Origin of the sequence: Martinezella multihospitum (assembly GCF_900094585.1) — a bacterium.
Classification (GTDB): Bacteria; Pseudomonadota; Alphaproteobacteria; order Rhizobiales; family Rhizobiaceae; genus Rhizobium; species Rhizobium multihospitium.
The window spans coordinates 70756-83240 of record NZ_FMAG01000006.1 but is presented as its reverse complement, the minus strand read 5'-3'; the positions used below and the strand labels follow the sequence as shown (position 1 = coordinate 83240).

Below are 12485 nucleotides of genomic sequence, written 5' to 3'. Positions count from 1 at the left end.
GTCAACCATCAATGCGGCAAGGCGCCGATAATGTGCTGCAGTTTATCCGGGTTGCGGGTGCAGTAGATGGCGACGATTTTTTCCCGTTCGACCTGCAGCGCGGTCGTCTGCACCACGTTGTCGCCTTCAATTGTCACGAAGCCCGGCAAGCCATCGATGACGGCATAGTGGATCAGTTGCGAGGGATGCGCGCGGAAAATTCGCGCCAGCTGCTCATGAAGCCGCATGGTGGCAGAAAGCCCGATGTGTGGTCGCTGCGATGTCGGCACCTTGCCGCCGCCGTCGGCATGGACAACGACGTCCTCGGAAAGCAAGGCTTGAAGAGAGGCCATGTCTCCCGTTCTCGACGCCGTGAAGAAGGCCGTGGCAAGCTTGAGCCCTTCTTCCTTGCCGACAGCGAAGCGCGGCCGGGCCTCGGTGACATGTGCCCTCGCCCGGCTGGCAAGCTTGCGACAGGCGGTCGCCTCGCGACCAATTGCCAGGGAGATCTCATCGAAATTCATGCCGAACACATCATGCAGAAGAAAGGCGGCCCGTTCCAGCGGTGAAAGGCGCTCCAGCGCCAGCATCAATGGCATGGTTATATCGTCGCCGGCATCGCCGTCCTCCGGATCGAAGATCGGCTCGGGCAGCCAGGAGCCCACATAGGACTCCCGGCGGCGGCGCGCCGATTTCAGCTCGTTCAGACAAAGTCTGGTGACGATAGTCCGCAGGAATGCCGCCGGTTCGCGAACGGAAGCACGATCGGTCGCCAGCCAGCGCAGCCAGCTATCCTGCACGATGTCTTCCGCATCCGCGACCGACCCGAGCATCCTGTAAGCAAGCCGGACAAGGCGTGGACGCAGCTCGGAAAAGATCGGGTCGGAGGCCGTTTCACTCATGGGCCGCAAGCTCGCGTGGAAATGGATTGAAGTCACGGCCGCGAACGAATTGCAGCGTAGCCAGCGCCACACGTTTTCCCAGATGGCGTGCGGTGGCAAGATCGGATGCGGGCGGCGCGGTTTCGGGGCCTTCATCCGTGTTCGCCTGTGCGGCCGCGCCAAGCCAGAAGCCGAGACGGTTCATATCATCCTCCGAGCCTGTCGAAGAGCAGTTTGCCGGCGGCAGATCGAGGCCGACCCAATGCATGCCGTGCTGAGCTGCGAAGATCACCATCTGCATCAGCGTCGAAAGCTTGTCGCCGGATTGTGATCCGGAGGTGGTGAAGCCGGCTGCGATCTTATCCTTCCAGAGATAGCCTCTGGCGAGAACCGCATTCGACGTTGCCTCCTGGAATGCTTTGAATGGCGCGGAAACCGCACCCATATAGGTCGGCGAGCCGAAGATGATCGCCTGCGCCGCATTGAGATCCTCCCAGTGGCCCGCCACCTCGTCCACGGTCAAAAGCATGGCCTCTGCACCTGCGACCTCTTCCACCCCTGCCCTGACGGCTTCGGCTTGCCGGCCCGTATGTCCATAGCCGCTATGATAGACGATTGCGATGCGCTGGCGGATCATGTGTCATCTCCTTCGAAATTGGTGTTGCGAAGGACAAGACAAGACAGGAATTCCCAATGTGACACGTCCTGCTTCATTCTCGATGGCAATCAGCGCTCGACTAGGAGAACTACGATCATGTCCGGTGCAAGCACGGCAAGAAGCGGCACCGCTCAGACAAGACGCTTTCCTTTGGCGTCGAGAACCTCTTCGCCGTCTTCCTTGCTGAACGGTCCCTTATGAGTGTCCGGAAGGATATCGAGAACGACTTCCGAAGGCCGGGCAAGGCGTGTTCCCAGGGGCGTGATGACGAACGGCCTATTGATCAAGATCGGATCCTTGAGCATCGCCTCCAGGAGCTGGGCATCTGTCAGGTCGGCGTTATCGAGACCAAGCTCCGCGTAAGGCGTGCCCTTCTCTCGGATCGCTTCCCGGACAGTCAATCCGGCGTCGGCAATCATCTTCACGAGTTGGGCGCGTGTCGGCGGATTCTTCAGATATTCGATGACCGTCGGCTCGATGCCGGCATTGCGGATCATGGCCAGCGTGTTGCGGGACGTGCCGCAGTCCGGATTGTGGTAGATGGTGACGTTCATGATGCTGTCTCCACGGTTGGGGTCGGCCGAAGCAGCCAAGTGACCACTAGGAAGGCGCACAGCGCGCCGATGAACTCTGCGACGACGAACCCCGGAAGATCGGCAGGTCGAATCCCGGAGAAGGTGTTTGTGAGCGAGCGCGCGACCGCGACAGCGGGATTGGCGAAGGATGTCGAAGACGTGAACCAGTAGGCCGCGGTGATGTAGAGGCCGACCAACCACGGAACGGACTTCCGATCGAAGCGGATGCCGAGGAGAATGACCGACACGAGCCCAACGGTCGCGACCCCTTCCGCCAGCCATTGGCTTGCTCCGGAACGCTCTTTCACGGACCATTCGAGGATGGGCTGCGCGAACATCATATGAGCCAGTATGGTGCCTAAGACGCCGCCGACAATCTGAACAGCAATGTAGGCGGCGAGATCGCGCCCGGGCATCATACGCGACAGGACGAACACCAGCGATACCGCAGGATTGAAGTGCGCTCCGGATATTGGTCCGAGCACTGTGATGAGCACCACAAGGATTGCGCCAGTCGCTAGTGTATTCCCAAGCAGCGCTAGCGCAGTGTCTTGCGTCAGGGAGGATGCCATGATGCCGGAACCGACGACGGTCGCAACCAGCAAGGCGGTTCCGATAGCTTCGGCTGCCAGCCGCCGGGGAAGATCGAACTCTTCCATCAGTTCACCTTCTTCGACGTCGATGTCGCCCCTTCCATCGTCGGCGTACAACATGCTGCGACGGCAGCGGCCGGAGCGCAGATTTCAGGATGTCCGGCACAGCAGTCTTCCATCAGGAACCGCACAAGTCCGCCAAGGACATCGTAGGAAGCCGAGTAAATGATTGAGCGGGACTCCCGCTGCTGGTTGATGAGACCTGCCCGCTCCAGTTCCTTGAGATGGAACGAGACGTTCGATGGCGAGACTTCCGCCTTCTCGGCGATCATCCCCGCGGACATACCATCAGGTCCGGCGACCACGAGCATCCTGACGATCTGCAGGCGGGTTTCCTGCGACAGGGCGCCGAACGATACCAAGGCTTGACGTTGATCCATATTTCAATAATCCTTGAAATGTTGAAACAAGGATTACCGGAAATGAATGCGATCGACAACAGCAAAATACAAACGGACGACATCAGCCTCGGCGACCTGGTCTCGATCCTCTCCGGAGCAAAGGATTCTCCGCTGGTGTTCCACTATGACGGACGTCCGGTGAAGGCCGGCTATCACGTCACGGAGGTCAAGGCGGGCCAGTTTTCGGCTCTCGACTGCGGCGCAAATCCGGAGGCCTGGCTGGAGCTATTCATCCAGCTCTGGGACATCGACGAAGACGATCGAATGCATATGTCTGCGGGCAAGTTCCACTCGATCATCCGGAAGGTGACCGAGCATGTACAGCTCGACAGAACTGCAAAGCTGACGTTTGAAGTCAGCGATGGCGTGCGACCGATGCAGCTCTATTGCGCGTCTTTGCCGACGTTCCGTAACGGAGTTGTCCATGTCGAACTGTTGCCGCGTCCGGCAAGCTGCAAGCCACGTGACCGGTGGTTGGCCGAGAACACGAGGGAAGCCCCTCCCTGTTGCGGATCAGCCGCCTCAAAAAGCGGTTGTTGTGCGTAGTCCGGGGTAGGAAAAACGATATGCGTGGGGTGGATTTTGCATCCTCTCGTCGAACCGCTCGCTGCAGCACGAAGTGGGCGTTCTTGCTACACGTATACAGCGGCAGCATTGCTATAGGTAATTGTTGACAATGTTGTAGATTGATCGCGATCACGTCAACGAAAATTGTCAAGCATTATCATGGAGATATGGCGGAAGAGGTGTCCGCGTATTCCCGGAAAATAAGCAAAATACCGGTTAAAACCATTGAATTTTCTCCTATTCTCGGCTTTTCTCTAGATTAAGTTATGACATAGGGAATCTGCGATGGCGCTTCACAAGCTCACGAAAACCAAGATAGAGAAGCTTTCCAAGCCCGGAATCTACAGCGATGGTGCTGGGCTTTTTCTACGTGTCCGCACAGGCGGTTCGAAGTCGTGGCACTTCATTTACAAGCGCCTCGGCAAGCGGCAAGAGATCGCCCTTGGCCCCTACCCCGGTTTTAGCACCCAGCCCGTAACCATCGAACATGCTCGCGAAAAAGCTCAGGAGATTCGCGACAAACTTGCGCGCGGCACGATGGAAACGCCCAAGGAAGGGCGCAAGACGTTCGGCCAGATCATGGAAGACGTCATTAAGGTAAAGACGGCCAGTGCGAAGAATGAGAAGCATGTAGCTCAGTGGAAGATGACCCTGCGCACCTATGCCCAGCCGCTGCATAAAAAGCCGATTGCCGACATTACCCGCAACGATATCGTAGAAACCCTCAAGCCCATCTGGACGAAAAAGCCAGAAACAGCGAATCGTACGCGCATGCGGATTGAAGCTGTCATAGACCACGCTAAGGCGCGTGACCTGTTTATCGGCGACAATCCGGCAAGCTGGAAGGGTGGCCTTAAAGAGCTACTGCCCGCACAGAACAAACTATCACGCGGCAATCATGAAGCGGTCGCCTATGAGAAGATTCCGGCTGTCATGATCAAGCTGCGGGCGTCTTCGGGTGTCGCTGCACGGGCAGCTGAATTCACAGCCCTGACGGCTTGCAGGTCCGGTGAAGTGCGTGGCGCTGTATGGCCCGAGATCGACTTGGATGGCGCGCTTTGGGTCATTCCGAAAGAACGTATGAAGGCGGGAGTTGAGCATCGCGTTCCACTAAGTGACCGTGCGGTGACAATCCTTAAGGACAGGCAGCAAGTGGCAACCGGCGATCTGGTTTTCGAGGGCGAGAGTGAGGGTAAGCCTATTAGTGACACGGCGATGGTGAAAGCCATACGGCTGGCATCCGGCGGCAATGAGACGATCCATGGTTTTCGCTCTAGCTTCCGAGATTGGGCCGGTGATGAAACTCATCATCCGCGTGAGGTAATGGAACATGCGCTTGCGCACGGTTTGAGTGACAAAACAGAGGCGGCTTACCGCAGATCGGATGCCCTGAAGAAGCGCCGCGCCTTGATGGACGAATGGGCCACATACTGCCAAAGCCAAAAATAATTACACGCCTAATATAAAAGATATTTCAAAATCTTACGGACCCGCGAGCGGCTTGTTGGCGGGTTTTTCTTTGTTTTTCTTTTTGACGATTTTTGAGCTGATTCACAGATGCTTTTTATCGCCAACAACAGGAAAGGACGCGATAATGAGCAAAGAGAAGAAACAGTTCATTAGTCCATTAATGTCGCCTACAGAAGCGGCGGCCATGACCACGCTGTCCGACAAACTATTGAAGCTGATGGCGGCAGAGGGCCAGTTCCCAAAGCCGCGTAAGATCGGTGTTCGCCGAATTGCCTTCGTGCGGTCTGAGGTTATGGACTGGATTGACGGCAAGATCAATGGCGGGGTGGCGGCATGACAAGGCGCAGTGGTTTGGACATTTCCCAAAGGTTGCGCTAGCGTGAAGATGCTTCAATCTAGGGGATAGTGAAATGAGCAACGAATTTTATGACGCACTAATGGCTGCTCGTCAGGCTTTTGACAACAAACATCCAGAAGCATTTGAGCTGATTCAGCAGATGGTGAGACTTCAATACCCCAAGTTGGATGAGGTGAATGTGTTTTTGAGGTCTAAAGCTACAGAGAATTTATGGAAAAAGGAAAACATGAGTTGAACGAATTTAAGAAAATCCAAAAGCTCATAGCGAGAAATGAGCAGGCCATTGCCGCCTATCGCGGGGCCGGCGCAAGCATCTATTATCGTCCTGCCCGCAATAATGAAGGCTGGTTTGTACGGCTCATGCAGAAGCACAATATCCCGCCAGCCTGTGAGAATCCTCTCACGCCGGGTACGGTTTCCGTGCTTATGGTGCAGGATTAATGGCTAGGCTGTCCACACCAATTCGCATTGCTGATCACCTCCAAGCGATTGGACATGAAGAGGAATTGAACGATACCCCTCAAGCGTCGGCCCCGATTAGAAATGAGCCATCGCAGGAAGACTACCCGGACCTGTGGCAGTTAGATGATTTCAACCCGGCTGACGAACTGCCCGTCGTTCGGGAAGTAATTGAAGGCGTGCTACCAGAAAACGGTATCTGTGGGCTTGCCGGCCAATCACAGTCGGGCAAGACCGTAGTTGCGCTAGATATGGCGAAAAGCCTTGTGCTGGGCCAGTCGTGGCTAGGTAAGTATCAGGTGCCGGAAGCTGTAGGCGTCGCGTACCTTCCTTACGAGAGTGCGGGCAACGTCAAGCGTCGATGGAAGGCAATCTATGATGACACGCAAGGCGCAACGGCTGACGTGCCATTCCGACTGGTAAAGCGCCCGCGCATCCTTGCCGGCCGTAGGGATTGGGAGGGCTTCGCCGCCACGCTTGCCGTGATCAACGATGAGTTCGTTGAAAAACACGGCGTGCCGCTGAAGGTCGCCATGATCGACACCCTTGCCGCGTCTGGCATGGTCGCCAAAGAGAACGAGGCGGATTCATGGGCTGTCGTCATCGACAACCTGAACTCGATCTGTGCAGAGCTGAACATCATTATCCTTCTGCTGCATCACGCGGCGAAATCGCAAGAGTCCGAAAACATATGGCGAGGTTCGTCCAGTTCCTACGCCGCTCTTGAGGTGGTTTTGGGCGTGAAGGTCGATAAACAAGAGGGCGAAGTCAGCCGCCGCTGGATATATGCAGACAAGTCGAAAGACGGCGATACCGGCTATATCGCGGACCTTAGTTTTGAGGCTATCCGCGTAGGCGTAAAGGGTACAGGCGAAGCTATGTTTGCGCCCGTCTTGCGCGCGGACACTGACGGCGACCAGAAGCTAGCCGTGTTGAGGGCCGGGCCGAAAGAGAAGCCTTTACAGGCAAGCGAGATGGCCTTTCTTCGGGCGGTTAAGGCGGCAATGGAAGATGCTGGAGAAGAGCAGCCCTTGCGGTTGTCTTCGGGTAGATGGGCGTATTCCGCCACCATGCACGCCACAGAAGAGAAGGCGCGCAGATTCATCGCCACCAAGAATTTTGGTCGGGACTTCGAGAAGGGAAAAAACCTTCTGCTGACAAGAGGTGTTCTTGAGTTGGATGACGTGAAGATGCGGTACGAAATTACCACGGACGAAGAGATTTAATCTCCTCTTGCCTGTCTCCTCTTGAGAGGAAATCAATCCACCCAAGAGGAAAAATCCCCTCCTCTTCTCCTCTTCCTCTTAGGGGGAATGGGGTGGAGCCCCATCCCCTAAGAAGAGGAAGACGGGGAAGCGCGAGGAATTGCGCGAGGAAGATAATCAGCGCGTTGCCCATCGATATGGGCGATAGCCCGGCACAGCTCTTGCAAACCATCACAGCAGCGAACGAACGCGCCGGCAACGCGTGGGCGAGCGCGTAACACAACCGATGAAAGGAAACACCATGAATCCAACACCTATCAACCTAACGACTGCGGTGGCAGTTTACGAATCCGCTGTGACGGTAAACGGCTCCGGGGATTATTGGGTAGTGCAAATTAGCGCTGACGGCCTTACACATGTTCAGCGGTTCGAAGAGCTTGCGCACGCCCAATGTGAGGCTAAGCATATCATTCTCGGCTGGAATGACGGCGTGCCCTCGTTTAGAGGCGTGACGCTCGTTAAGTGCGTCGAACCTATTGAGAACTACCAAGCCGAGCTGGCTAAAGGTGCGGAACGGGATTCTCGTCGTAAGCGAGCAAAGGCCAAGGAACGCGAGTATGCGCGCCAGCAGCGCATCAAGGCGCAACCAACGGCCAATGCCTACGCATAGGGAGTGCCAACTGACCGGCCGTTATTGGAATTTTCGGCGCATGAACGCCTTTATGTCGTCAGCCGTAAGTTTAAACCATTCTCCATTCGCCCGCCGATCCGCAAAGCGGCGATGCCAATAAGCTTCAATTCCTGGCGGGTCGTCTGTAGTTATCGAGTGAAGCAGAGTTGCGGCGTCGGGCAGCGCTATACGTATCTCCTTCACGCGTCGCTCAAGTTCATCGCTTCGACCGATCTTGTAAAACTCGCCAGACTTTATGAGGTACACGTGACCATCAACTGGCTTGGGGCCTTTTAGCTGCACTGGCATGGATTGCTTCATCGTTGGCAACATGGCTTCCACGTCGTCATATCGTGGATCACGGCCAATGTGTTCTCTCAAGGCGGCAATCAGCTCTGAGCGCCCGCCAAAATTACTTAGAATTGTCTTAGGCGACGGTATCGTTGCGTCTGTGGCCCTTAGCATGGACATCTCAGCGTTGGTGGGAAATCGACCATAGTGCCGACAGGCGGCAATTAAACCAGTGAGGATGACACTTGTATCTGATTTCCCGGCCCACGAATTTGGTTCAAATCCAGCTTCAATAAGTGCGTCACTCCAGCGTGCCCAGTACTTCCCCAGCCATTTAGATTCTATGATGCCCGTAGCACTGACGAATGCTTGGACGCCGGGTGGCTGGCCTCCGCTTTGTGCCGCTAATCGCCTGATTTCGCTTATAATGTGTTCCCGCATTAGGTTCCTAAGCCATGACACTGCCGTGAGTAAGCGACAACTATATTCGGCATTGTGACTCTTCGCGCAAGAGTACCGTCAGCATGATCAACTCAGGCCCGAGTCTGAAACCGCCGTCGATGGGCCGGGGTGGCTCGACTTTGCGAGATTTGCGTCTACGTGGGACCGGCGGGGGGCCTGTTCGTAAGCTCCTGCAAATGGGGAGATAGGATTAATCCAATTGATACGCTATCGGCCATCTATCAATTTTATTGATCTGTTATTTTTTTGACGTTCAGCGCCACTTGGCAACTTACCCACCGTCTACTCCTTCGGACTTCGAGATTGACGGGCGGCGAATCTAAGTAGTCGCCCGTCGAACCAGCCAGAGGAAGCAACAAGTTTCACGCCGGCCGCATCTCAGGCCAGCGAAACCAGTTCCGCGCCCAAAAAGCACGGAAAGCCGTCCAGAAATGGACACACATGCAAACCGGCTGTCCACCAACGTTCCAAGGCAAGCGGACAGCCAATCGAAATCCAAAGGAGAAATAGTACATATGACATCGATTCACAATATGCGTTCTGAGCGTGCAGCCCTCGTCACCGAAATGCGGGCCGCTCTGTCGGCTGGCAAGACGCCGGAATTCGACAAGCTCGCGAAGGACGTAGAGGCGCTGGACGCCAAGATCAACGCCGAAGAGCGCATGGCGGCTTATGAGACGGCCCGCTCCGTCGCTCGCGACACGCTGGAAACCGAGCTGCGTTCTTATTCGGTTAGCCGTGCCCTCGCCGGCTTCCTGAATGGCAATCTTGAAGGCCGGGAGGCAGAAATCGCGCAGGAGCTTGGCCGTGGGCAATCCACGCGTGGATTGCGTATTCCTCTGTCCGCAATCGCAGACTACGAACAGCGCGAAGTGACCGCAGCCGGCAATCCGGCAATCGCAGACCAGAAGTTCGGCAACCTGATTCCGCGCCTTACGCCGGCCTCGACTGTCATTCGATCCGGAGCCACTGTCCTGAACGGCCTTGGCTACGGCAGCATCGCTCTGCCGCGTTTCGTTGGTGGCCCGGATGCGCAGATCGCTTGGCTTCCTGAGTCGGGTGCCGCGCCGCAGGGTAACGCAACCTTTGATAACGTCGTGTTGCAGCCGCACACCGCAGCCGTGTACCTGAAAATCAGTCGGCGCGCGCTCGTCACTAACTCGATTGGCCTTGACGCCGTGCTCCGTGCCGATCTCAACGCCGCTCTTGGCCGCGCTGTCGACTCTGTTGCTCTTCAGGGTGGTCAGACGAACGCTCCTAAGGGCATCATGTCGCTCATCACGGAAACCACAACCGCTTCCGGAGCTGATATCTCCGATGTTGCGGCCGATCTGCTGGCAGTCCTCGAAAATGCGAACCAGAATTCCGACTCGGCTGTGTTCTACATCACGAACGCCGTTGCGCAGGCTGCTCGCAAGCTGAAGACGACCGACAAGCTGCCGATCCCGCTGGAAACCAACTTCTTTGGCCGCAAGCCCTACGTGACGAACATCGCGACCGGCCAAAAGGTCATCGCGGCGGTTCCGAGCGACATCCTGATTGGCTTCTGGAATCAGGCAGGCACCGCGCCGAGCGTGGATATTATCATCGATACCGCGTCCTATTCATCTGAAGGCGCTTTGAAGATCGTCGGCTTTACCGATGTGGACGTTGGGCTGAAGAACGGCGCGGCTTCGGCGGCATGGGCCGATCTGGCCGCCTAATCGGCAAGCGGAACGGAATTGAGAGGCCGCCTAGCGCGGCCTTTCTTCCCTCTGGAAAGGAGTTCAAATGGAAAAGAGATTAGCGACTGCTAATTTTGCAGAGGTGAAAGGCCGAACTATTCGCGTCTACGCCTCTCTTTGGAATACCGAGGCCCGCCTTGGCGATTTTACGGAGTCGTTCGCGCCGGGTGCTTTTGATCGCAGCCTAGCCGACCGGACAGGCAAGCGAGACGTGATTGCCCTCGCACAGCACAATCCAGACCAGTACCTTGCACGTCAGGCCAACGGAACTATGCGGCTGGTCAGCGATGCGAGAGGACTTGCCGTCGAAATTGATCTGCCCGAAACCCAGCTTGGCAACGACATCAAGGCTCTTGCGGATCGTGGCGATTTGGGCGGCGCTAGCGTGGGCTTCATTGCCACCAAGGAATCTTGGAACGGCAATCACAGGACCGTTGAAGAGGCCGAATTGCTGGAGGTGTCTCTAGTGACGCATGCCGCGTACGAGGATACCGGCAAAACGCTGTCCGTTCGTCAGCTCTATGCCGATGCTGAGGCTTCCATGCGAGCTGCCCTTTACATGCACTATCTTGGAGGTGGCCGCTAATGGGTTTCAGAAACAACATCATGGCCATGTTCCGCCGATCTGAGAAGCGGGACGCGGTTTCTGTTAATGATCCGGCTCTTGCTCGAATCCTTGGCGTCGCCTCATCTGCTGAGACGGCAAGCAAGCTATCGACGTCGGCGAGGTGTATTTCCATCATCGCTACAACGTACGCCAGCTACGACTCGATTCTGTACAAGATACAGAAGGATGGCAGTCCTTCGCCGGCCGTGGACCACCCGCTTTACAACATCCTTATGGATGGCACGGCTAGCATGTCGAGCCAAGAGATTCGCACGCGCCTGATGAAGGACTTCGTTCGGCACGGCAACGCTTACGCTCATGTGGAATTCGATCAGCACGGCAAGATTACAAATCTGACGCCGCTGGCGTTCAAGGATACGGTTGTCGAAGCCCTCGGGAACGGCCGCCTGCGATATAGGCACAGCGACTCGCTTCGTAATTTCGTTGAGACGGTCTATTCTCAAGATTCTATCTTCCATGCGAAGTGGCTGCCAGATGGGTTTATGGGCCGCTCACCTATCGAGCTGGCGGCGCTGAGTATGGGTATCGCTGCCGGCGTTGAAGAGGCCACCAAGACGGACGCCGAACAAGGATTCCGTGCTTCAGGCATTCTTACCGCTCCTTCGGCCATCAGCGATGAAGCAGCCAAGCGCCTCAAGGCTACGTTCGAAAACAACTATATGGGGCCTCAAGCGGCTGGAAAAATAGCGGTCGCTGGTGATGGTCTTACCTTCGAGCGATTTACGCCGTCCAACAAGGACTCGGAGCTGATCGAGAACCGTCGATTCAACGCATATCTGGTTGCGCAAGCTTATGGAGTCCAGCCAGACGTCGCGGGCCTGCCGTTCCATTCAACATGGAGTTCGGCAACAGAGGCAAACCGCCAGTTCGTCAACCTTACGATGACTCCTTGGTCGAATGCTTTGAACAGCCAGCTTGCCGCGTTTGTGCTGTCGAGCCGTGAGCGACGCGCCATGTATATCGCAAACGACTTCAGCTCGTTGATTGCGGGCAGTCTGCAAGATCGCGCAGCGGCTTACGCCAGCCTGACGACAAGCGGCATTATGAGCGTGAACGAATCTCGCGCGGTGTTTGACCTGCCAAGAATAGACGGCGGTGACGGATTGCGCGTGCCACTCAATACGGCTGGAATCCACGATCCGGCGAAGAATGGCCAGCAGCAGAATGCAGGAGGTGCGGCTTGATCGAAATCGAGTTTATGAGCCTGCATAACGGCTGGAAGTCTGATTCATACCTGACGCTCGCTACCTTCGGCGTTCGGCTGTCTGAAGGCATCTATTTGAGCGATATGGCGCTTATCCAGCATCCAAATGGGAAATACAACGTCCGTGCAGTCGCGACGAAGAACCCACACTCCCAGCGACGGGTAGTGTATTTCGAAAACGGCTCGCCGATCCTAGGGGCCATCCTCAAGGTCGCGCTGAAACATTACGAGCGGCAACTTGCCGATGGTCGACGGCATTTCGATCTAGGCCGCGTAGCATAAAGAAAAGCCCCGGTTTTC

At 56.2% G+C, this 12485-nt stretch carries 17 protein-coding genes; 11 read left to right on the top strand and 6 right to left on the bottom strand.

Annotation, left to right across the window (positions count from 1 at the left end):
* Positions 1 to 8: 8 nt before the first annotated feature.
* The 5 genes from GA0061103_RS23180 to GA0061103_RS23160 form a co-directional block, all read right to left on the bottom strand.
* A complete protein-coding gene (locus GA0061103_RS23180) occupies positions 9 to 881 on the bottom strand; it encodes a sigma-70 family RNA polymerase sigma factor (RefSeq protein WP_092715366.1) in 873 nt (290 codons plus the stop codon).
* Positions 874 to 1497, bottom strand: a complete 624-nt coding sequence (locus tag GA0061103_RS23175; protein WP_092715364.1) for a flavodoxin family protein — start codon at positions 1495 to 1497, stop codon at positions 874 to 876. The genes GA0061103_RS23180 and GA0061103_RS23175 overlap by 8 nt, the downstream gene beginning before the upstream one ends.
* A gap of 152 nt (positions 1498 to 1649) precedes the next feature.
* Positions 1650 to 2072 carry an arsenate reductase (glutaredoxin) gene (gene arsC / locus GA0061103_RS23170; RefSeq protein WP_092715363.1) on the bottom strand — a complete coding sequence of 141 codons (423 nt, stop codon included), beginning with the start codon at positions 2070 to 2072 and terminating at the stop codon, positions 1650 to 1652.
* The gene (locus GA0061103_RS23165) at positions 2069 to 2752 is read right to left on the bottom strand and encodes an aquaporin (RefSeq protein WP_092715361.1); all 684 of its coding nucleotides are present in this window, start codon (positions 2750 to 2752) and stop codon (positions 2069 to 2071) included. Before GA0061103_RS23165 ends, arsC begins: the two co-directional genes overlap by 4 nt.
* A complete protein-coding gene (locus GA0061103_RS23160) occupies positions 2752 to 3126 on the bottom strand; it encodes an ArsR/SmtB family transcription factor (protein ID WP_092715359.1) in 375 nt (124 codons plus the stop codon). The genes GA0061103_RS23165 and GA0061103_RS23160 overlap by 1 nt, the downstream gene beginning before the upstream one ends.
* Before the next feature lie 42 nt (positions 3127 to 3168).
* On the opposite strand from GA0061103_RS23160, the gene GA0061103_RS23155 reads away from it, so the two are divergent.
* The 7 genes from GA0061103_RS23155 (at position 3169) to GA0061103_RS23125 (ending at position 7876) form a co-directional block, all read left to right on the top strand.
* Positions 3169 to 3693: a DUF6428 family protein gene (locus GA0061103_RS23155; protein WP_092715357.1), complete on the top strand. Its 525-nt coding sequence runs from the start codon at positions 3169 to 3171 to the stop codon at positions 3691 to 3693.
* Between the two features lie 306 nt (positions 3694 to 3999).
* A complete protein-coding gene (locus GA0061103_RS23150) occupies positions 4000 to 5163 on the top strand; it encodes a tyrosine-type recombinase/integrase (protein ID WP_092715355.1) in 1164 nt (387 codons plus the stop codon).
* A 145-nt stretch (positions 5164 to 5308) separates the two neighbouring features.
* Complete coding sequence (locus GA0061103_RS23145; protein ID WP_092715353.1) at positions 5309 to 5521, top strand: helix-turn-helix transcriptional regulator; 213 nt, start codon at positions 5309 to 5311, stop codon at positions 5519 to 5521.
* 73 nt (positions 5522 to 5594) lie between these two features.
* Positions 5595 to 5777: a hypothetical protein gene (locus GA0061103_RS23140; RefSeq protein ID WP_092715351.1), complete on the top strand. Its 183-nt coding sequence runs from the start codon at positions 5595 to 5597 to the stop codon at positions 5775 to 5777.
* Positions 5774 to 5983 (top strand): hypothetical protein, encoded by a 210-nt coding sequence (locus GA0061103_RS23135; protein WP_092715349.1) that lies wholly within the window; start codon positions 5774 to 5776, stop codon positions 5981 to 5983. Before GA0061103_RS23140 ends, GA0061103_RS23135 begins: the two co-directional genes overlap by 4 nt.
* A 65-nt stretch (positions 5984 to 6048) precedes the next feature.
* A complete protein-coding gene (locus GA0061103_RS23130; RefSeq protein ID WP_167376637.1) occupies positions 6049 to 7227 on the top strand; it encodes an AAA family ATPase in 1179 nt (392 codons plus the stop codon).
* Positions 7228 to 7507: 280 nt separating this feature from the next.
* The gene (locus GA0061103_RS23125; RefSeq protein ID WP_092715345.1) at positions 7508 to 7876 is read left to right on the top strand and encodes a hypothetical protein; all 369 of its coding nucleotides are present in this window, start codon (positions 7508 to 7510) and stop codon (positions 7874 to 7876) included.
* Positions 7877 to 7897: 21 nt separating this feature from the next.
* Here GA0061103_RS23125 and GA0061103_RS23120 read toward each other — a convergent pair whose 3' ends face one another.
* A complete protein-coding gene (locus GA0061103_RS23120; protein ID WP_092715343.1) occupies positions 7898 to 8608 on the bottom strand; it encodes a GIY-YIG nuclease family protein in 711 nt (236 codons plus the stop codon).
* Positions 8609 to 9144: 536 nt separating this feature from the next.
* Here GA0061103_RS23120 and GA0061103_RS23115 point away from each other — a divergent pair.
* The 4 genes from GA0061103_RS23115 (at position 9145) to GA0061103_RS23100 (ending at position 12467) form a co-directional block, all read left to right on the top strand.
* Positions 9145 to 10332 carry a phage major capsid protein gene (locus GA0061103_RS23115; protein ID WP_167376636.1) on the top strand — a complete coding sequence of 396 codons (1188 nt, stop codon included), beginning with the start codon at positions 9145 to 9147 and terminating at the stop codon, positions 10330 to 10332.
* Positions 10333 to 10399: 67 nt separating this feature from the next.
* Complete coding sequence (locus GA0061103_RS23110; protein ID WP_092715339.1) at positions 10400 to 10939, top strand: HK97 family phage prohead protease; 540 nt, start codon at positions 10400 to 10402, stop codon at positions 10937 to 10939.
* A complete protein-coding gene (locus GA0061103_RS23105) occupies positions 10939 to 12165 on the top strand; it encodes a phage portal protein (RefSeq protein ID WP_092715337.1) in 1227 nt (408 codons plus the stop codon). The genes GA0061103_RS23110 and GA0061103_RS23105 overlap by 1 nt, the downstream gene beginning before the upstream one ends.
* Positions 12162 to 12467, top strand: coding sequence for a hypothetical protein (locus GA0061103_RS23100; protein ID WP_092715335.1), 306 nt, complete (start codon positions 12162 to 12164; stop codon positions 12465 to 12467). The genes GA0061103_RS23105 and GA0061103_RS23100 overlap by 4 nt, the downstream gene beginning before the upstream one ends.
* Positions 12468 to 12485 lie beyond the last annotated feature (18 nt).